Raw genomic sequence first — 19,719 nt, forward strand, 5'->3', positions numbered from 1 at the left:
GGGGCTGCCTCTTCTTTTCATTGGGGAGGGGAGAGCAATGGCTTTTAGCGCACGTTCAAAAGGCATGATCATGGTGCTTTCTAGCGCGATTTTTTGGGGAGGATCAGGAGTGGTCGCCCAATTTTTGTTTCAACAGCAAGGAGTTAGTGTAGAATGGCTCGTGACGGTACGACTGTTATTTTCTGGCTTGATCTTGCTTTGCTTAGCTGCGATGAAAGAGCCGGGCTTAGTGTTCGCTATTTGGAAAGATCGATTTAGTAGACTGCCACTGCTTTTATTGAGTATCATCGGCATGATCGGCGTGCAGTATACATTCTTTGCGGCGATTGAAAGCGGCAATGCGGCGACAGCGACGGTGCTGCAATATTTGGCGCCGGTATTGGTGGTGCTTTACATCACCTTTCGTTCGAAGTCAAAGCCATCGACGAAGGAGATAGTGGCTGTTTTATTATCAGTGCTAGGAACGTTCTTTCTTGTCACAGGTGGTAATCCGTTTGCGTTAACGATTTCAAGCCTCTCCGTGTTTTGGGGACTTAGCTCAGCGGTTGCCCTTGCCTTTTACACCGTTTATCCGATTGAGCTGTTGAAAAGATGGGGAGCTGTCGTGGTGATCGGTTGGGCGATGACGCTTGGTGGGCTTGGGTTTAGCTTTGTGCATTCGCCATGGGAATATGAAGGGATGCTTAATGTGCCGACAGTGGCTGGAGTGCTTTTTGTCATTATTTTTGGCACGTTGATAGCTTTTTACTTATATTCAGAGAGCTTGCATTATTTAAAGCCATCAGAAACGAGCTTGCTCGCTTGTGTGGAGCCGTTATCTGCGGTGTTTTTATCCGTCGTCGTATTGCATGTTGATTTCGGCATCGGTGAATGGGTCGGAACGCTTTGCATTATTACGACCGTTCTGATGCTATCACGAGTGAAAAAGTAAAGTCTTCTTTACTAGAGTAGAGAAAGCTACATATGATAAATGTATTGGAAGGAATGGAGGAAGGTCATGAGAGTCGATAAAATTTTAGCGAATCTTGGTTATGGTAGTCGGAAAGATGTGAAGAAAATCTTGAAATCCGGTGCTGTGACGGTGAATGGGGAGTTGGTGAAAGACGCTAAGCAGCATGTTGACCCTAACAACGATCAGATCGTTATTCATGGGGAAGAGGTTCATTATCGGGAATTTATTTATTTAATGATGAATAAGCCGCCAGGAGTCATTTCAGCGACAGAGGATATGCGCGATGAAACGGTGATTGATTTATTAGATCCAGAGCACATCATATTCGAACCGTTTCCAGTCGGTAGGCTTGATAAAGATACGGAAGGTTTGTTGTTAATTACGAATGACGGACAGCTTGCCCATCAATTACTCTCACCGAAAAAGCATGTGCCGAAAACGTATTTTGCGGTCATTGATGGCGAAGTGACCGAGAGTGATGTCGAAGCCTTTCGTCATGGAGTCACGTTGGATGATGGCTATGAAACACAGCCGGGAGAGTTAGTGATTTTAAAAAGTGGTCTTCGGTCGGATATTGAACTGACGATTACAGAAGGGAAGTTTCATCAAGTGAAACGGATGTTTGAAGCGGTTGGCAAAAAGGTTGTTTATTTGCAGCGTATTTCTATGGGGCCGCTCGTGCTTGATGAAGAGCTAGAACTTGGAGAGTACCGAGAATTAACAGAAGAAGAAATCAAGCTGTTAGTAGATAGATAAAGTGAAACTTCAATCAGTGGGGGGTTCTTTCCCCTACTGATTGTTAGTTGAACTAATCGGGCATTTACGGGCTGTTGATCTTCCTTCTACATGTCTGCGCTTTTTCTGCCCTGTTGGGTGGGAGTCTTACAGCCCGTTAATGCGGGATAAAGAATCCCCCGTCGATTAGGCGGGGGATTGACATGTACAATATTCATTTTTTTAAGAGCTGATTCGAACTTTCTTTTCCGTTGTTGTCCACTTGCCACGACTTGGACTAACTACTAAGTCGTTGTAGGCTAACACATTCAAATCACGTTGAATGGTGCGAGGAGTGATGCCAAATTCATCTACTATTTCCTGAGTTGAAACAGTCCCGTTTTCTTTAATAAACATATAGACTGATTTAATTCGATTTAGCATCCGATTCGTTGAAGGTTTCAAAAAACCACTCCCTCATCTTTTTTCCAGAGGCAATCCAACAGACGACGGTTAACAGAGAAGTTGATGCTTCTCAAAAAATATGTAATTCTTTTGCCACAGACAGCTCCTTTACAAAATAGTTTAAGATGTCTGACACTTACAGTTTACCTCATTTTATTCAGATTTTCTAGAAAAATGATTGATTTAATGATTATTTACATGATCTTTACCCATTTTTAATAATACATGAAACCATTTTGTTATTCTCAAATGATTTCTTTTCTAGGGGATCAGGGGTAGAATAGGAATATATTTGTTTTTTGAAGGGAGTATTTAGTGATGACGGCGATTGATTGGAAGTTAGAAGTGGAGAAGCGAAAGGATGATTTGCTTCGGGATTTGCAATCGTTAATTGCGATCAAAAGCGTGTTAGATGAGGAAGGAGCAACGGCCGATGCTCCGCTTGGACAGCAAGTGAAAGAGGCGCTTGATTTTATGCTGGCGCTTGGTGAAAAAGATGAATTTACGGGGAAAAATGTCGATAACCTTGCAGGGCATTTAGAATTTGGTGCCGGGGAAGAGCTGCTCGGGATTCTATGTCATGTTGATGTCGTTCCAGAAGGTGATGATTGGACAACCGATCCATTTGGTGGAGAAATTAGAGACGGCAAAATCTTTGGTCGTGGGGCGATCGATGATAAAGGGCCGACGATGGCTGCTTATTATGCGATGAAAATCGTGAAGGAGCTCGGACAAGCGTTCAACAAACGAGTGCGCATGATTATTGGAACGGATGAAGAGAGCGATTGGCGTTGTGTAGATCGCTATTTTGCTACGGAGGAAATGCCAGCGATTGGTTTTGCCCCAGATGCTGATTTTCCGATTATTTTTGCTGAAAAAGGGATTGCTGATTTTGATCTTGTGTTTTCACCGGTCGTCTCAACTGCTCAACAACCGGAGAATTTATTTGTTCATTCGTTTGAATCCGGTCGGCGTTACAACATGGTGCCTGATTATGCGAAAGCGGTGTTAACGGTCAATCATGGGCAAACGGCGCTGTTACAAAGCTATAGTGACTTTGCGAAAGACAATGGCTTAGAGGGGCAATATTATATTGATCGTGGATTGCTTGTATTGGAAATGAAGGGCATCTCTGCTCATGGGATGGAGCCTGACCTTGGAAAAAGTGCCGGTTTATATTTAGTGGAATTTTTGGCGAATCGAGTGCTAGATGAAAAGTCTGCTCACTTTTTCCAATGGACGAGCAACTCATTCTTCCAGGATTCGCGCGGGAAGGCATTGGAAGTTCATTATCAAGATGATATTACGGGTGACTTAACCATTAATGTGGGCAAGCTTTCGTATGATGAACAAACGGGCGGTCGTTTAGGTTTAAATATGCGCTATCCGGTCACATTCCCGCTTACAGAGAAAAAAGCGGAATTAACGGAGCGTTTGCAACAAGAAAACATCGCGATTGAGAACTTTTCCAATAGCGACCCTCATCATGTCGAGCAAGATCATCCGTTTATTCAAACACTTGCGAAAGTGTACGAAGAGCAAACAGGTGAGAAAGCTGAATTATTATCAATTGGTGGAGGGACGTATGCACGCTCGTTAAAAACAGGTGTGGCTTACGGGGCGCTGTTTCCGGGTCGAGCGGATGTCGCTCATCAAAAAGATGAACATATGTTTATAGAAGATTTACTGAAAGCGACGGCTATTTATGCGCAAGCCATTTGGGAGCTAGCAGTGGAGAAATAAAGTGAAAAGCATGCAGAGGGTTTCTGCATGCTTTTTTTGGGAGAAAGTACCTTATTCAAAAAGGTCGCTCGATAAATAGCGCTCACCCGTATCGCAGGCGATGCAAATGACGATTTCATCCTTAGTTAATGTTTTGGCTGTTTGAATAGCAGCATAGCAAGCAGCACCTGAGGATGGCCCAACGAGAATACCTTCTTCGCGAGCGAGTCGACGCGTAATGTCGTACGCATCTTCGTCTTTAATTTGATAAATATAGTCGTACACATCTTCATTTAGTATGTTTGGGATAAATCCAGGGCTCGTGCCGACAAGCTTATGTTTACCGGGTTGCCCACCGGAAAGGACAGGAGAGCCAGCTGGTTCCACGACATGTACGAGCAAGTTCGGATAATGCTCTTTTAACACTTCACCTGTACCAGTAATCGTACCACCCGTGCCAGCTGTAGCGACAAAGGCACCGAGCTTTTTGCCGATTTGTTGAACACTCTCGACAATCTCAAGGGCAGTTGTGTTTCGATGGGCGTTTGGATTGGCGGCATTATCAAATTGCATCGGAATGAAGCTGTTCGGAATTTCCTTCGCTAGCTCTTCAGCTTTTTTGATCGCGCCGGGCATTTTTTCATGTCCAGGAGTAAGTACAACGTCGGCACCGTATGCTTTCAGTAAATTGATCCGTTCCTTTGTCATCGTATCTGGCATCACGAGAATCGCTTTGTAGCCTCTAGCGGCGGCATTCATTGCTAAACCGATGCCTGTATTTCCGCTCGTTGGTTCGATGATCGTTGAGTCTGGTTTTAAGACACCTGCTTTTTCTGCTTCCACGATCATATTGAAAGCTGCTCGGTCTTTCACGCTTTTACTCGGATTGAAAAACTCTAGCTTCATATACACATCAGCGCCGTTCTCTGGGTTGAGTCGATTCAATTTAACAAGAGGGGTATCTCCAATTAATTCAGCAATATTTTGAACAATTTTCATTTTAGCCTCTTCCTTTCTACAGTCGTTTACTTTTATTAATAACATATTAATCATACAAATCCAATTTGTTTTTATTGAATTATAGAGAGGATCGTCACTTTATTCCGCTTCGAAATCTGTCGCAAACACAGATTCTTTGTTAAAATATGAGTAAAATGTACGATAAAGGAGTATAAGTATGGGTCATCATTATTTCTTTGCACTCGCTTTACCAGAGTCAGTTAAGAAGCAATTGCATCAAGTATTTCATGAGCATAATCTTCCCTTTGCTCGTGCGGTTCATGAGCAGGATTTGCATTTGACGTTAGCTTTTTTAGGAGAGGCAGAAGAAGAAAAACTAGAAAAGGCAAGGGAGAATATGGCGGAAGTACTACGAACATTCTCACCCTTTTCTTTGACGATTGATTCGTTTGGTACATTTGGTAAACAAGAGCAGCCGCGTATTTTTTGGGCAGGAGTGAAGCAAGAACCGAAACTCCATCAATTGCAGCAAGCGGTTAGTAGCGCTTGTCGTGAAGCTGGTTTTCAATTAGAGAGCCGACCATTTCGTCCCCATATTACATTGGCAAGAAAATGGCGAGGGGAAGAGGCTTATGTTCCCCAGTTAGCCCCATCTGCTATGCAATTTTTTAGTGAGGAAGTGGTGCTATATAAAACGCATCTTGATCGCAGTCCTAAATATGAAGAATACGATACTTTTTTAGTCACTGAATGAAAGGAATCATGACCAATGGCGCAGTTAATTAAGCTACAAGATTATATTTCAAGATATGAAATTGATTTATACAAGTATCCTTCCCACTTCGTCCGTTTAAAAAAACAACAATGGGAAAAAACAAGGGAACAATGGGAACGAAGTCGCTTAGAAGACACAGAGTATGACGTGATGGAGGAAGTTGAAGAAGATGTTGCTCAAGCGGGCATGCTATATAAAATTAAATCGATGTTAAAGCGGCAAAAAGAGGTAGAGGAAATAGAAGAAGCTGACGTTCAAAGACAGGAAGAAGAGTCCTTGTTTGATATGGAAAAGTTGTATGATGTACAGCATGTTGATGAGCTAAAGAAAAGTTTTTTAGACCAGCTTTTTCGTTTTCAAGTGAAATGGGCAAGCTCGACCATTCGTGAAAAATCATATATTGATTTTAAATACTTTCATGATGAGCGTTTGAAGTTCTTTTTGCAGCGGTTTCCAGATTCATTTATGCTACTCTATCAACCGATTCTTCGATTGAAAAATGCTCCAATGGAATTAGATATTATTTTGCTTACACCGACGGAAGCTTGGTGTTTAACTTTCTTAGAGGCAGAGGATCAAGCTGTTTATATCGGTTCAGCAGAGAGATTTTGGATGAAGAGATATGGGGAAAAGGAAGCGAAAGTATTGAGCCCTGTTCTTTCTTTAAACCGAATGGAAGTTGTGATGAAGCAGTTATTCCTTCAATACGACGTCGACTTTCCTATTCGTAAGGCGATTATTTCTCGTAATGGATTTGTCGATTATCCTAATGGACCTTATGATCTAGATGTGATCGATGAGCGGAGGTTTGAGGAGTGGTTTACTAGACTTCGCCATATGAGGTCTCCGTTGAAAAATATGCAGTTAAAAGCAGCGAAAAGCTTGCTGGATGTCGGACAAACGACAAGTTTTCGACGTCCGGAGTGGGAAGAGGATGATGGCTTTATTTTCAAGGAAGAAGATAGCGAATAAAAGAGGTGTAAACGATGGCGAACCGACCTTTTGAGGCCTATTTAGATCAATTGAATGTGATTACGATGATTGTTCCAACTTATTATTATAATGGGCAGTCTGAGCGTTTTTTTCTTGAGCAGGGTGCAGACATGGTAGAGCTTAAGATCATCGATAAAGTACAGATAGAGGGTAGTGTGAAGTACGCTTGTTACACGCCGATCGTACCGGAGTTTGGTCGGCCTCATATTGTGTTAGATGAGCGATTAATGCGGACGGATCTGCAAATTGGTGAAGTGATCCGTACAAGTGAGTTTGATGACCTTTTTTATTATGACGGTTCGGATTTAGGAGCTTCTTATACGAAAGAAGCGACTCATTTTCGTTTGTGGGCACCGACAGCAACAGAAGTGTTTGTCAAATATCGACCTACTGATAGTGAGGACGTTTTGTATGTGAAAATGTTCCGTCGCGAACGCGGTGTATATGAGGCACTTATTTCTGGTGATGTAGCAGGCGCTTATTATCAATATCATTTACGCGTCAACAATCAATGGAAAGAAGCAGGCGATCCATACGCAAAGGCCGTTTCATTACATAGTGAGTGGTCATGCGTGTTAGATGAAGAAAAAGTGGCCGTTACGACACATCTACTACCACCTTTCTCTTCACCGCTAGATGCCATTATTTATGAAGCATCGATTCGTGACTTTTCGATGCATCTAGATAGCGGGATGCAACATAAGGGGAAGTATAGCTCGTTTTTGGAAAGGCAGACGCGCGGCCGTTTCGGTCAACCAACAGGTGTCGATTATTTAAAGGAGTTAGGTATTACGCATTTAGAGTTGCTGCCTTTTAATGATTTCTTCGGTGTATCGGATACACAGCCACATGCAAATTATAACTGGGGCTATAATCCGCTCTATTTTAATGTGCCAGAAGGAAGCTATAGTTCTAATCCGCAAGATCCGTATACGCGAGTGATTGAATTGAAGCAAATGATCGAATCGCTTCATGAAGAAGGGATTCGGGTCATTATGGATGTGGTGTATAACCATGTGTATATTCGTGAAACCTCGTCTTTTGAGCGAATCGTTCCAGGATATTTCTTTCGACAAGATGAGTTTGGACGTCCATCGAATGGAACCGGAGTCGGTAATGATTTTGCCTCTGAGCGGAAGATGGCGCGGAAATTTATTCTTGACTCGCTTCAATATTGGCTCACAACATATAATGTCGATGGCTTCCGTTTTGATTTAATGGGGATTCTCGATATTGAAACGATGAACGAAGCAAGGAAGATGGTTGATCGTCTAAAGCCAGGCTGTATTTTACTCGGAGAAGGCTGGCAGCTGAACACGGCACTTGCAAAAGAATTAAAAGCAAATATCGCCAATCAAGCCCATCTTCCCGATATTGCTCAATTTAACGATTGGTTTCGCGATACGATTAAAGGCAGCACCTTTAATTTATATGATCATGGCTTTGTACTTGGGCGGGAAAGTCTGCATCATGAAGCCTTTCAAGTCGTTGGTGGTAGCATCGGTTTCGGCAATAGACAGGGGATATTTCTTGAACCGAGCCAATCTGTTAATTACGTCGAATCTCATGATAACTACACGCTTTGGGATAAGCTAGAAGCGTGTTTCCCTGGTGAAGTAGAGTTCAATAAAAAGCGGCAACGTCTTGCGACAGCGATGGTGTTGCTGTCACAGGGCATTCCCTTTTTGCATAGCGGACAAGAATTTTTCCGCACAAAGTTTGGGGTTGAAAACAGCTATACAAGTTCAGATACGATTAATCAATTAGATTGGAATCGCCAATATGAAAATAAGTCTACGATTGAATTTGTTAAAGGGCTGATTCAAATTAGAAAGTATCATGGTGCCTTTCGGTTGAACAGTGCACAAGCGATTCGTCGTCATTTAATTAAAGGAGCTTCAGATGGAGGTTCGTTAGTGTTGTTATTAAGCAATGTAGCGGAATATGGAGAGTGGGAAGAAATTTTGCTCATTTTTCACCCTTCATCATCTAAGGGCAAAGTGACATTGCCGAGCCGTCCAGCTCCTTGGCAGATCATCGTCGAGGGTGAAGCGGCAGGCGTGGACGTTTTGCGAGAAGCGAGTGAGTGTTTAGAGTTGGAGCCGATTAGCGTCGTCGTGTGTGTGCAAGTAAAATAATTGCACTATATCAATATATAGTATGGATTAAGAGCAATTCACACAAGATAAGATGATCGAAATATTCATCGTTTTTCTTTCCATTCGCCCCATAGCCGAATCGATGATTTCGTGGTAAAATGTAATCTAACTATAATGATGGCCAGGTGACGGTAACGGGCTTATCAAGAAAAGATAGCTATTGCTTAGACGTTCGATAGCTGTCTTTTTTGTTCATATTATACGGACAGCTAAACGAAAATGAAGGTGAATGCAGTTGGAACATTTATTTGGACAAGAATGGGAAATCACTCCTGCTGGTGGAGTCACAGGAAAGGCTTACTTTGCCAGGTGCGGTGGACAACAATTATTTTTAAAGAAGAACTCTTCCCCTTTTTTGGCCGTATTGTCTGCTGAGGGCATTGTTCCAAAGCTCATCTGGACGAAACGGTTAGAAAATGGAGATGTCGTCTCAGCTCAACATTGGCTTGAAGGCCGGGAATTAAAGCCGCATGAAATGGTGAACAATCGAGTGGCCCAGCTTATGTGTAAAATCCATTCTTCGCAGCCACTGCTGTCAATGCTTGAGAGAATTGGACTAAAGCCTTCTTCTCCTGAAATGATTATGAAGGAGATTGACATACGGTTAGATGAAGACATGTTGAAATATCAAGACGTCTTATATGGTTTGCAATTTTTGCGAGACAATATGACAAAGATCCATCATAATCATTACGTCGTTTGTCACGGAGATGTCAATCATAACAACTGGTTGTTGTCGAATGAGAACGAGCTGTTTTTAATTGATTGGGATGGGGCGATGATCGGCGACCCGGCGATTGATCTTAGTATGTTGTTATATAAATATATCGATAAAAGTGAATGGCAAGCATGGCTTTCAGAATATGGGTTGACGTTTACGCCACATTTGCAATTGAGGATGAAGTGGTATGTGATCGCACAAATGCTATTATCTATTCAGTGGGATAAAGAAACGAACCGCTTACTAGAAATGGAAAAGAGTTTAGCGGATTTAAAAAAATTCCTGGTGTGAAAAATCCTTCATTGTTTTAAATAAAATGAAACTTCAATCAGTGGGGGGGGATTCCCTACTGATTGTTAGTTGTGTCATGTTATGGTGTGAAAAAAGTGAATGAGGTGTGACTATGCGATTAAGACATAAACCATGGGCGCGTGAGAAACTGGACGCTCATCCACAGTATGTCGTTGCTCATCCAGAGGAGCATAAAGGACAGTGGGCAGAAGTATTTGGAAATAATAACCCGATCTATATTGAAGTAGGGACGGGAAAAGGTCAATTTATTACAGGAATGGCGAAAGCGAATCCAGATATTAATTTTATCGGCATTGAGCTATATGAAAGCGTGATTGTCTCCGCGTTAGACCATTTAATTGAAGCGGAGTTACCAAACTTGAGGCTGATGAATGTCGATGCTAAAAATTTGGCGGATTATTTTGCAAAAGGTGATGTCGCTCGTGTCTATTTGAATTTTTCTGATCCGTGGCCGAAAGCACGCCATGAAAAGCGTCGATTAACGTATAAAACATTTTTAAAGTTATATGAAGACATCATGTCTGATCATGGTGAGGTTCATTTCAAAACTGATAACCAAGGACTGTTTGAATACTCGCTGAAAAGCTTTTCTGGCTACGGACTGTTGTTAACGTATGTTAGCTTAGATCTTCATAACAGTGATTTCGAAGGCAATATTATGACCGAATATGAAGAGAAATTTTCGGCAAAAGGTCAAAGGATTTATCGTTCAGAAGTGAAATATCGCTAATTATATAGAAGCAAGTGCTCGAATTTTTTGCTATAAGCGAGAGGTTCGGGCATTTTTTGTCTCGTTTAGGTAAAACAGACTCATTAGTACAATTGTCGAAAAAGTGTTACAATTAAGTGGTAGTCGAACAAAGGGGAGGAATTGGAAATGGAAACAATGAAAGTTGGGGAACTGACATTGACATGGTTGAATGGGGGAGCGACGAATTTAGATGGGGGAACGATGTTTGGCGTTGTGCCGAAGCCGTTGTGGTCTCGTAAATACCCTGTCAATGAAAAAAATCAAATCGAGCTAAGAACGGATCCGATTTTTTTTCAGCTAGAGGGAAAGAACATTTTAATTGAAGCAGGAATCGGGAATGACCGGCTATCGGACAAGCAAAAAAGAAATTATGGTGTGGCTGAGGAGTCTCAAGTAGAGGAGTCATTGAACCAGTTAGGATTGACGCCTGAAGATATTGATATCGTTCTAATGACACATATGCATTTTGATCATGTGTTAGGGTTAACGAAGGTAGTCGATGGGGAGCTGACACCTGCCTTTCCGAATGCGGTCATTTATACTTCGGAAACGGAATGGCAAGAAATGAGGCAGCCAAACATCCGCTCGAAAAACACGTATTGGAAAGAGAATTGGGAAGCGATTACTGACCAAATCGAAACGTTTCAAGAAGAATTAGAGGTCATTCCAGGGGTGAAAATGATTCACTCTGGCGGTCATAGTGATGGTCATTCGATCATTATCATTGAACACGGCGGGGAAACATTGATTCATATGGCAGATTTAATGCCGACTCATGCGCATCAAAATGTGCTATGGGTAATGGCGTTTGATGATTATCCAATGGACTCCATTGCAATGAAACAAAAATATTTGCCAGAAGGAATGGAAAAAGGCGCTTGGTTTATTTTTTATCATGATGCGCTTTATCGTGCCATCAAGTGGAATGAGAATGGAGAACTAATCGATTGTGTGAAAAGAGAGAAAGTAGTAGTTTAATATAAAAAAAGAGGCGATTCTCTAAAAAGGATCGCCTCTTTCCTATTAGTTTGTTTTATAAACATCCATAATCGTGCCTGTGCGAGAGTCTGCAACAAACTCAAATTGCTCACGATTTTGGTCAATGGTACGGGAAACGCCGCCTTTATAGACCATTTTGTCCATACCTGCTTTTCTCATTGGCTCAGGCTTCATTTTCACCCAAGAGCCGTCAATTGTACCTTCGCCTTTAAATGCTTCCTTTACTTCTTTCAATGCTTTTTCTGCAGAAGCAGAAGCTGTGTTTGTTACATTTTGTTGTACAAGAAGTGCGCCAGCTGCTCCAGCCGCCGCTCCTAAAATGAATGTGCTCCAACTAAACTTCATCAATTTCACTCCTATTTTAATAGATTACTAATTATTATACAGCAAATCGCAAATTAATTGAAATTTCTGCAATGAAAATACTGTTTTTTTTGAAAAAAGAAATAATTACAGAGCGATGCTTCTATCCATTAAGTAGCGGGAAAGGGAATTTTTCTGTAAGATAAAAGGATAAGCCTCTTTTTACTGGGGAATCTATCCCGCATTAACGGGCTGTAAGACCCCCACCTTCAACATGGTAGAAGAAGCGCAGACATGTAGGTGGGGATCAACAGCCCATAAATGCCCGATCCGTTCAACTAACAATCATTGGGGGATGAAGCCCCCCAATGATTGAAGGTTCACTTTATTTCAAAGGGGAGTCAATGATGAATCAAGAAACGATGGAGCTGTTTAAAACTTTAACAGAGCTACCTGGTGCTTCTGGAAATGAGCATCAAGTACGAGCGTTTATGCGAAAAATGTTAACGCCTTATGCGGATGAAATCATTCAAGATGGTCTTGGAAGTATTTTTGGATTGAGAAAAGGGAATGAAGCCGGTCCAACCGTGATGGTTGCGGGACATATGGACGAAGTTGGCTTCATGGTCACTGATATTACTGAGAATGGGATGATTCGTTTTCAAACGCTCGGAGGCTGGTGGAGTCAAGTATTGCTTGCTCAACGTGTGGAAATTATTACGGATCATGGTCCAGTGATTGGTGTTGTTGGCTCGATTCCGCCGCATTTATTAAGCGAGGCATTACGCCAAAAGCCAATGGCAATTAAAAATATGCTGATTGATATCGGGGCAGATAATCGTGAAGATGCGAAGAAAATTGGCATTAAACCTGGTCAGCAAATTGTGCCTGTTTCTGCTTTTACCCCGATGGCAAATGAGAAGAAAATTCTCGCTAAAGCATGGGATAATCGCTACGGTTGCGGATTGGCGATTGAATTGTTAAAAGAATTAAAGGATGAGAAGCTGCCAAATATGCTCTATTCAGGAGCGACTGTTCAGGAAGAAGTGGGCCTTAGAGGAGCCCAGACCGCGGCGGAAATGATCCAACCGGATATTTTCTTTGCGCTCGATGCTAGCCCGGCTAATGATATGTCAGGAGACAAGTCTCAGTTTGGACAAATCGGCAAAGGAGCGCTGTTGCGTATTTTCGACCGCACAATGGTTACTCACCGAGGCATGAGAGAATTCGTGCTTGATACAGCTGAAACTCATAACATTCCGTATCAATACTTTATTTCTCAAGGGGGAACCGATGCCGGACGCGTCCATACATCGAATGAGGGTGTACCAAGTGCTGTCATTGGCATTTGCTCACGCTATATTCATACACATGCGTCCATCATTCATGTTGATGATTATGCGGCAGCGAAAGAGCTGATTGTTCGCCTTGTGAAAGCGTGTGATCAATCAACCGTTGACAGCATTAAAGCAGGAAGTTAATGATGAAGGGAGCGCCGTTTTTTGGCGCTCTTTTTTTCGTTGGAAAGAAAAGAATGAAATATGTTTGAAGTGGTAAAATAATGGTGGAGATGATTCATCCTCAGAAAAATAAATGCTGATTAAGTTGACAATCCAGTATATAATTGTCTTTACACTAGTAAATGAAGTGTAAGGAAGGTGGCCTCATGAAAACATTTTTGCAGAAAAAAGGAATTTCTTTATCTCCTAAGGTTTATTTTGTTGATGCGCTCAGTTTTATGGCGCTAGGGCTATTTAGCTCGTTGATTATTGGACTGATTATGAAAACGGTTGGTGAACAGTTAAACCTTCCGTTCTTTGTCGACATGGGCAAATTGGCGATGAGCTTAATGGGACCAGCCATTGGTGCAGCCGTGGCCTATGGCTTAAAAGCACCTCCTCTTGTTTTGTTTGCCAGTGTTATTGCAGGAGCAGCAGGTGCGGCACTCGGTGGTCCTGCCGGTAGTTATGTGGCAGCGCTCCTTGCAGCGGAAGTGGGCAAGGCTGTCAGTCAAACGACGAAAGTGGATATTATTGTCGCACCTCTTGTCACGATTTTAACGGGCTATTCAGTGGCCGCTTTTTTAGGACCAGGAATTGATCAGTTTATGAAATTTTTTGGCGGCTGGATTGAGTGGGCGACATTGCAGCGCCCGATCACGATGGGAATTTTAGTGGCGGTGCTGATGGGCCTAGCCTTAACCGCTCCGATTTCAAGTGCGGCGATTGCTTTAATGCTCGACTTAAATGGACTGGCAGCTGGAGCGGCGACGATTGGGTGCAGTGCGCAAATGATTGGCTTTGCCGTCGCTAGTTATCGAGAAAATAAATTTGGCGGTTTTATCGCGCAAGGGCTTGGCACATCGATGCTACAAGTGCCGAACATCATTCAGCATCCATTAATACTGATTCCGCCAACCGTTGCTGGTGCGATTTTAGCCCCGATCGGCACAACGATCTGGCCGATGATGAATAATGCCGCTGGTGCAGGAATGGGCACGTCGGGGTTTGTGGGCCAGATTATGACCTTTTCAGTGATGGGCTTTGAAGCATCTGTCTTTTTGCAAGTCTTTCTACTTCATTTCGTCGGTCCGTTTGTGATAAGCTTAGCGATATCTGAATTTATGAGAAAGAAAGGCTGGATACTACCTGGCCAGATGACGATCTCAACGGGAGGGAAAGCGAAATGAAACCATTAACATCAATGGAGCAATTTCAAGAACTGAAACAAGCAGGCAAACATCTTTTTTTATTTTCTGCTGATTGGTGTCCGGATTGTCGGGTGATTGAACCGATTTTGCCAGAAATCGAAGCGAAATATAGTGAATTTACATTTGTATATGTTGATCGTGATCAATTTATCGATCTTTGCGTAGAAATGGATGTTTTCGGTATTCCTAGTTTTGTCGCTTTTGATCAAGGACAAGAATTAGGCCGCTTCGTTAGTAAAGATCGGAAAACGAAAGAGGAAATTGAACAGTTTATTGAAAAGCTATAATACACAAGGTCTGGTCCCTCATTGATGATGGCACCAGACCTCTTTCATTAGGAGGGAGTCAAACATGGATTCAATCAAACTAAAACGAATGCTTGAAGAGAGACTTCAAGGGAAGGAGCGTTCTTTCTCTTACGACCGGGAAAAGGACGAATTAAGAATCGAAAACGTAGATACGAAGAAAGGGATCACGATTTCCTTGCCAGGCATTGTAGCGAAGTGGAAGCAGCATCAAGAAAAAGCGATTGACGAAGTCGTTTACTACGTAGAAGAAGCGCTAGCCGTTATGGGGACAACCCCTTCTTTAGCACAGCAGGAAAAGCGGATTTTTCCAGTGGTTCGTTCGACTTCGTTTCCGAAAGAAGCGGCGGAGGGAATGCCATTCTTGATGGATGACCATACAGCGGAGACGAGAATTTATTACGCACTCGATCTTGGAAATACGTATCGTCTAATTGATGAAAGCTTAATGAAAAAAGAAAACTGGAGCGCAGACAGCATTCGTGAAATGGCTCGCTTTAATTTGCGCTCATTATCGACAGAGATGAAAAAAGATACAGTAGCTGGAAACGTATTTTATTTTTTAAATACAAATGATGGGTACGATGCGAGTCGTTTGTTAAATGATAAATTCTTGAAGGATATGAGTGAACAAATAGCAGGGGAGATGACGGTGTCGGTTCCTCATGGAGATGTGCTCCTTATTGGCGATATTCGCAATGAAACAGGCTATGACGTGTTAGCGCAAATGACGATGAGCTTCTTCACGAATGGTCATATACCAGTGACAGCTCTTTCTTTTCTGTATGAGCAAGGTCAATTAGAGCCGATCTTTATTATGGCGAAAGGTCGCACGAAGAAGTAAGAGGTTGTTTTAGGAAGGGTTCGCTTCTTTTGGGCAGCCCTTTTTGCTGTTTTAGTAGGATAAAAGGCTCAATGGCTCCAAATTCTCTATCGAAAAAGAAAAGAAAACTGTTAAAATGTAAATTGATTCTTTACATAGAAAGAGTGATGAGCTTGAGTTGGTTTAAAAAGTTTATGGGATTGTTCCGAGAAGAAATTGAAATTGAAATAGATGAAGAAGTAGAAACGAAAGAAGAGACGAAAGAAGAAGTTAAAGAGGAAGCGTCAGAACCGCCGAAAAAGGAAGAGAAGCGAGCGTTCGTTCCGCTTAAGCTGAAGCAAAAAGATGGACCTGAAATGGTGACAAAGGTGACGTACCAATACCCGTCAAGGGAGTTTCGTTTTCCAGCATACTCAAATGAATGGCCGCGTCCGAAACGAGATCGAATGTCACGACAGCCTTTTCGGGAGGAGGCGCCCAAAGCAAGGCAGCCTTATTCATCAGGCGAATCGATCGATTATGAGAGCCGAGTGTCTAAGCGACCGTTTAGACCAACAGAAATTCCATCGCCGATTTATGGATTTAAACAACGGCCTGTCAAGGAAGAAGAAATGATCGAGCCTGCCGTTCAGCAGGAGCCGATGCAACAGCAAGTAGCACAGGAAGAACCATTGCTGTTGTTTAAAGAGGAAGACAAGAAAAAAGTATTTGATATCGAAGCAGAGAGAAGTTTCTTACCACCATCGCCATCTGTTCAGCAAGAAGAAGTAGAAACGGAGGAGCGGTTACCATCTGAAGTTGTTACCAATGAGGAAACGGATACTTGCATAGAGGAACCGATAAAAGTAGAGAAAGATCGGTCACGAGTTGAAGAAGAGCCGCTATCGCCTCGACTTGTCTCGAATGATGAAATTCATTCTCATGTATTGGAAGAGCCAATCAAAAATGAAGTAAGTCAAGTAGAACAAAAAGAATGGGCTGCACCTATCTCCAATAAAGAAGGAAAATTACCAGGTGAGAAAGTTCAGTCTCGTGCTGAGGAACGAAAACAGCGCCGAAGACAAACGCCGTTTAATGTGATCATGTCTAAGCAAGACCGAGATTTGTGGAAAAGTAAGCAAGAACAGCCGAAAGAAGCTGTCACCGTACCGCCAGCTACTTCTAAAATTGAGGATGAGCCACCATTAGCACCTGCTCAGTCTGTTAAACCGCAAGAAGAAGCATGGGCTGTACCTGAACAAATAGAAGCAGAGACAACGGCAGAGCATTATGTTTTTCCACAGCTCTCTTATTTACAGCCACCTTCGTATCAAGAGGTGAGTCATGAGTGGGTCGAACATCAAAGTCATGTGCTCAATGAAACGTTTAAAAATTTCAATGTGAAAGCCTCCGTCGTCAATGTGACAGTCGGTCCATCCGTTACTCGATTTGAGGTCGAGCCGGAGCCGGGTGTCAAAGTGAGCAAAATTACGAATCTATCCGATGATATTAAACTAAGCTTAGCTGCTCGTAATCTTCGGATTGAAGCACCGATTCCAGGTACTCAAGTGATTGGGATCGAAGTACCGAACAAGGAAAGCCGTCCAGTGTTAATTAGTGAAATCATTAAAAGTGAGGAGTTTAATGATAATCCTTCTCCGCTGACCTCGGTGCTTGGATTAAATATTTCCGGTGATCCAGTCGTACTAGACTTGAAGAAGATGCCACATGGTTTGATTGCGGGAGCAACAGGTTCAGGAAAAAGTGTGTGTATTAACTCGATTCTTGTGAGTTTGTTGTATAAAGCAGCCCCACATGAGTTAAAGCTATTGTTAATCGATCCAAAAATGGTTGAATTAGCTCCATATAACGGCATCCCTCATTTAGTTAGTCCGGTTATTACCGATGTCAAAGCGGCAACGGCTGCATTAAAATGGGCGGTGGAAGAAATGGAGCGCCGCTATGAATTATTTGTTCATGCTGGTGTTCGCGATATTGCTAAGTTTAACGAGAAAGCTGAAAAGCTAGGAAATAAAAGTGAGCACCTTCCGTTTATCGTGATTATTATTGATGAGTTGGCAGATTTAATGATGATGTCCCCTGTGGATGTCGAAGAAGCGATTTGTCGTATTGCCCAAAAAGCTCGCGCCTGTGGAATTCATTTAATTGTTGCCACGCAGCGCCCAAGTGTGGACGTCATCACTGGACTGATTAAAGCGAACATCCCTACGCGAATTGCTTTTTCCGTTTCTTCTCAAGTTGATTCACGTACCATTATTGATAGCGGTGGAGCGGAAAAATTATTAGGTCGCGGTGATATGCTATTTTTAAACAATGGCTCTTCAGAAACAGTCCGTCTGCAAGGTACGTTCGTGTCCGATGATGAAATTGACGCGGTTGTTGAGCATGTACGTAAAGAACAGCAACCGAACTATTTATTTAAGCAGGAAGAGCTGTTGAAAAAAGCGCAAGTGCAAGAAACAGAAGATGAGCTGTTCCCTGAAGCGTGTGAGTTTATCGTTCATCAAGGGGGCGCATCGACTTCGCTCTTACAAAGACATTTTAAAATCGGCTATAATCGCGCAGCGCGTTTGATGGAAATGATGGAAACACAAGGGTTTGTGTCGGAACAACGGGCCGGAAAACCGCGAGAAGTCCTCGTATCGGAAGAAGAATTACAAACAATAAATGACACTAGTACAATATGATAATACATGGTATTCTTTACTTGTATCTAACAGACTATAACAGAGTGGACCAAAGTAGGGATGGATGGTTCACTCTGTCTTTCAGCAGTATGAATTAGAAAAGAGAGAACTAGTGAATACGAGGGAGCTTTTAGCAAATGAAAGAAATCGAGTGGAAGATGCAAGGGAAGATTAAACGGTTAACAAATCGTACGTTTAAATTTGACGAGCGAGTCAAGGAAGGCTGGTTTTCTGCTGTTTATTTTTTAAAAACACGTGAACTTGCCAATAAATATCATAAAGACAATACTGTCACTATGCAGTTTTTTCAAAAGAGTGAAGCTGTTCTTTGCGGGACGGATGAAGTCATTGCTTTGATTCATGAATTTTCTGATCATCCAGAGACGTTAGAAATTCATTCATTAAAAGATGGCGATAAAATTCGTCCTTTTGAAACCGTTTTAACGATCACAGGACCCTATCAAGAATTTGGTTATTTAGAAGGGATGATCGACGGCATTTTGGCTCGCAGAACGTCCGTGGCAACAAGTGTGTATAATGTGAAAAAAGCAGCCGAGCTTTCTGGTAAGCAAAAGCCGGTTATTTTTATGGGCGATCGTGACGATCATTTTATGCAGCAGGCTGGAGATGGATATGCAGCTTATATTGGTGGCTCTACTGCTCAAGCGACGCATGCGATGAATGAATGGTGGGGCAAAGAAGGCATGGGAACGATGCCGCACGCCTTAATTCAATTGTTTAATGGCGATATTGTTGCGGCAACAAGAGCTTATGAGGAAACATTCCCTGATGATGAGTTAATTGCTCTTGTAGATTATAACAATGATGTGATTACCGATTCATTGAAAGTTGCAAGGGAATTTGGTGCGAAATTAAAAGGTGTTCGTGTTGATACGTCAAGAACGTTGATCGATCAATACTTCCTTAGAAATCAAGAAATGCTTGGAACATTTGATCCACGCGGGGTCAATGCCGAGTTGATTTTTGCGTTGCGTCGTGCACTGGATGAGGAAGGGTTCCATCACGTGAAAATCGTCGTCTCTGGAGGATTTAATGAGAGCCGAATTATGGAATTTGAAAAGCAAGGTGCTCCTGTTGATATGTATGGTGTAGGAAGCAGTTTATTGAAAATCCATATCGGTTTTACAGGCGATCTTGTGATGCTGAACGGAGAAGCACAGGCGAAGGCCGGTCGACGTTATCGCCCCAATCCGCGCCTAGAGAAGGTCGAGTTTTAATATTTACAGTATTTGTTTTTAGTGTGAATAGTCATCGACAGAAAAAAGTGATATAATAATTTACTGTGAAAGTTTACTGTCCGTCGTCTATATAGAGCAAAAAGGCGCTATTTACATATAATGCTTACGG

The 19,719-nt window shown here is 42.3% G+C and carries 18 protein-coding genes; 15 read left to right on the plus strand and 3 right to left on the minus strand.

Annotation, left to right across the window (positions count from 1 at the left end; translation table 11 throughout):
• Positions 1-37: 37 nt before the first annotated feature.
• On the plus strand, positions 38-931 hold the full coding sequence (locus CEF22_RS05495; RefSeq protein WP_100402066.1) for a DMT family transporter: 894 nt from the start codon (positions 38-40) through the stop codon (positions 929-931).
• A 66-nt stretch (positions 932-997) separates the two neighbouring features.
• Positions 998-1,708 carry a pseudouridine synthase gene (locus tag CEF22_RS05500; protein WP_100402067.1) on the plus strand — a complete coding sequence of 237 codons (711 nt, stop codon included), beginning with the start codon at positions 998-1,000 and terminating at the stop codon, positions 1,706-1,708.
• 201 nt (positions 1,709-1,909) lie between these two features.
• Here CEF22_RS05500 and CEF22_RS05505 read toward each other — a convergent pair whose 3' ends face one another.
• Positions 1,910-2,131, minus strand: a complete 222-nt coding sequence (locus tag CEF22_RS05505) for a DeoR family transcriptional regulator (RefSeq protein WP_094834295.1) — start codon at positions 2,129-2,131, stop codon at positions 1,910-1,912.
• A 318-nt stretch (positions 2,132-2,449) separates the two neighbouring features.
• Here CEF22_RS05505 and pepV point away from each other — a divergent pair, with 318 nt between their 5' ends.
• A complete protein-coding gene (pepV, locus tag CEF22_RS05510) occupies positions 2,450-3,874 on the plus strand; it encodes a dipeptidase PepV (RefSeq protein WP_100402068.1) in 1,425 nt (474 codons plus the stop codon).
• Positions 3,875-3,925: 51 nt separating this feature from the next.
• Here pepV and cysK read toward each other — a convergent pair whose 3' ends face one another.
• The gene (gene cysK, locus CEF22_RS05515; protein WP_100402069.1) at positions 3,926-4,852 is read right to left on the minus strand and encodes a cysteine synthase A; all 927 of its coding nucleotides are present in this window, start codon (positions 4,850-4,852) and stop codon (positions 3,926-3,928) included.
• A gap of 178 nt (positions 4,853-5,030) precedes the next feature.
• On the opposite strand from cysK, the gene thpR reads away from it, so the two are divergent.
• The 6 genes from thpR (at position 5,031) to CEF22_RS05545 (ending at position 11,502) form a co-directional block, all read left to right on the plus strand.
• Positions 5,031-5,567, plus strand: coding sequence for an RNA 2',3'-cyclic phosphodiesterase (gene thpR / locus CEF22_RS05520; RefSeq protein ID WP_100402070.1), 537 nt, complete (start codon positions 5,031-5,033; stop codon positions 5,565-5,567).
• Between the two features lie 15 nt (positions 5,568-5,582).
• Positions 5,583-6,560, plus strand: coding sequence for an NERD domain-containing protein (locus CEF22_RS05525; protein WP_100402071.1), 978 nt, complete (start codon positions 5,583-5,585; stop codon positions 6,558-6,560).
• 14 nt (positions 6,561-6,574) lie between these two features.
• On the plus strand, positions 6,575-8,719 hold the full coding sequence (gene pulA, locus CEF22_RS05530; protein WP_100402072.1) for a type I pullulanase: 2,145 nt from the start codon (positions 6,575-6,577) through the stop codon (positions 8,717-8,719).
• 256 nt (positions 8,720-8,975) lie between these two features.
• Positions 8,976-9,752 carry a phosphotransferase family protein gene (locus CEF22_RS05535; RefSeq protein WP_100402073.1) on the plus strand — a complete coding sequence of 259 codons (777 nt, stop codon included), beginning with the start codon at positions 8,976-8,978 and terminating at the stop codon, positions 9,750-9,752.
• 112 nt (positions 9,753-9,864) lie between these two features.
• A complete protein-coding gene (trmB, locus tag CEF22_RS05540; RefSeq protein ID WP_095481016.1) occupies positions 9,865-10,503 on the plus strand; it encodes a tRNA (guanosine(46)-N7)-methyltransferase TrmB in 639 nt (212 codons plus the stop codon).
• A gap of 147 nt (positions 10,504-10,650) precedes the next feature.
• Entirely contained in the window at positions 10,651-11,502 is an 852-nt protein-coding gene (locus CEF22_RS05545) for a YtnP family quorum-quenching lactonase (RefSeq protein ID WP_100402074.1), read from the plus strand.
• Positions 11,503-11,547: 45 nt separating this feature from the next.
• Here the strand turns inward: CEF22_RS05545 and CEF22_RS05550 are convergent, their stop codons facing one another.
• Positions 11,548-11,868: a PepSY domain-containing protein gene (locus tag CEF22_RS05550; protein ID WP_095481014.1), complete on the minus strand. Its 321-nt coding sequence runs from the start codon at positions 11,866-11,868 to the stop codon at positions 11,548-11,550.
• Positions 11,869-12,233: 365 nt separating this feature from the next.
• Between CEF22_RS05550 and CEF22_RS05555 the strand changes: the two genes are divergently transcribed.
• The 6 genes from CEF22_RS05555 to CEF22_RS05580 all read left to right on the plus strand — a co-directional run bounded on the left by CEF22_RS05555 (position 12,234) and on the right by CEF22_RS05580 (position 19,589).
• Positions 12,234-13,307 (plus strand): M42 family metallopeptidase, encoded by a 1,074-nt coding sequence (locus tag CEF22_RS05555; RefSeq protein ID WP_100403923.1) that lies wholly within the window; start codon positions 12,234-12,236, stop codon positions 13,305-13,307.
• Positions 13,308-13,492: 185 nt separating this feature from the next.
• Positions 13,493-14,515 carry a PTS sugar transporter subunit IIC gene (locus tag CEF22_RS05560; protein ID WP_100402075.1) on the plus strand — a complete coding sequence of 341 codons (1,023 nt, stop codon included), beginning with the start codon at positions 13,493-13,495 and terminating at the stop codon, positions 14,513-14,515.
• Positions 14,512-14,823, plus strand: coding sequence for a thioredoxin family protein (locus tag CEF22_RS05565; RefSeq protein ID WP_100402076.1), 312 nt, complete (start codon positions 14,512-14,514; stop codon positions 14,821-14,823). The genes CEF22_RS05560 and CEF22_RS05565 overlap by 4 nt, the downstream gene beginning before the upstream one ends.
• Before the next feature lie 64 nt (positions 14,824-14,887).
• Entirely contained in the window at positions 14,888-15,685 is a 798-nt protein-coding gene (locus tag CEF22_RS05570; RefSeq protein WP_100402077.1) for a DUF1444 domain-containing protein, read from the plus strand.
• Between the two features lie 146 nt (positions 15,686-15,831).
• Positions 15,832-18,351 (plus strand): DNA translocase FtsK, encoded by a 2,520-nt coding sequence (locus tag CEF22_RS05575; RefSeq protein ID WP_442857395.1) that lies wholly within the window; start codon positions 15,832-15,834, stop codon positions 18,349-18,351.
• A 137-nt stretch (positions 18,352-18,488) separates the two neighbouring features.
• Positions 18,489-19,589, plus strand: a complete 1,101-nt coding sequence (locus tag CEF22_RS05580) for a nicotinate phosphoribosyltransferase (RefSeq protein WP_100402078.1) — start codon at positions 18,489-18,491, stop codon at positions 19,587-19,589.
• Positions 19,590-19,719: the final 130 nt, after the last annotated feature.

The sequence above is a fragment of the Bacillus sp. FJAT-42315 genome (assembly GCF_002797375.1).
Taxonomy (GTDB): Bacteria; Bacillota; Bacilli; order Bacillales; family Domibacillaceae; genus Bacillus_CE.

Coding starts and splice junctions, on each gene's coding strand:
- CEF22_RS05495 (WP_100402066.1), top strand. CDS start 38: ATGGCTTTTAGCGCACGTTCAAAAGGCATGATCATGGTGCTTTCTAGC.
- CEF22_RS05500 (WP_100402067.1), top strand. CDS start 998: ATGAGAGTCGATAAAATTTTAGCGAATCTTGGTTATGGTAGTCGGAAA.
- pepV (WP_100402068.1), top strand. CDS start 2,450: ATGACGGCGATTGATTGGAAGTTAGAAGTGGAGAAGCGAAAGGATGAT.
- cysK (WP_100402069.1), bottom strand. CDS start 4,852: ATGAAAATTGTTCAAAATATTGCTGAATTAATTGGAGATACCCCTCTT.
- thpR (WP_100402070.1), top strand. CDS start 5,031: ATGGGTCATCATTATTTCTTTGCACTCGCTTTACCAGAGTCAGTTAAG.
- CEF22_RS05525 (WP_100402071.1), top strand. CDS start 5,583: ATGGCGCAGTTAATTAAGCTACAAGATTATATTTCAAGATATGAAATT.
- pulA (WP_100402072.1), top strand. CDS start 6,575: ATGGCGAACCGACCTTTTGAGGCCTATTTAGATCAATTGAATGTGATT.
- trmB (WP_095481016.1), top strand. CDS start 9,865: ATGCGATTAAGACATAAACCATGGGCGCGTGAGAAACTGGACGCTCAT.
- CEF22_RS05545 (WP_100402074.1), top strand. CDS start 10,651: ATGGAAACAATGAAAGTTGGGGAACTGACATTGACATGGTTGAATGGG.
- CEF22_RS05550 (WP_095481014.1), bottom strand. CDS start 11,868: ATGAAGTTTAGTTGGAGCACATTCATTTTAGGAGCGGCGGCTGGAGCA.
- CEF22_RS05555 (WP_100403923.1), top strand. CDS start 12,234: ATGAATCAAGAAACGATGGAGCTGTTTAAAACTTTAACAGAGCTACCT.
- CEF22_RS05560 (WP_100402075.1), top strand. CDS start 13,493: ATGAAAACATTTTTGCAGAAAAAAGGAATTTCTTTATCTCCTAAGGTT.
- CEF22_RS05565 (WP_100402076.1), top strand. CDS start 14,512: ATGAAACCATTAACATCAATGGAGCAATTTCAAGAACTGAAACAAGCA.
- CEF22_RS05570 (WP_100402077.1), top strand. CDS start 14,888: ATGGATTCAATCAAACTAAAACGAATGCTTGAAGAGAGACTTCAAGGG.
- CEF22_RS05575 (WP_442857395.1), top strand. CDS start 15,832: ATGAGCTTGAGTTGGTTTAAAAAGTTTATGGGATTGTTCCGAGAAGAA.
- CEF22_RS05580 (WP_100402078.1), top strand. CDS start 18,489: ATGAAAGAAATCGAGTGGAAGATGCAAGGGAAGATTAAACGGTTAACA.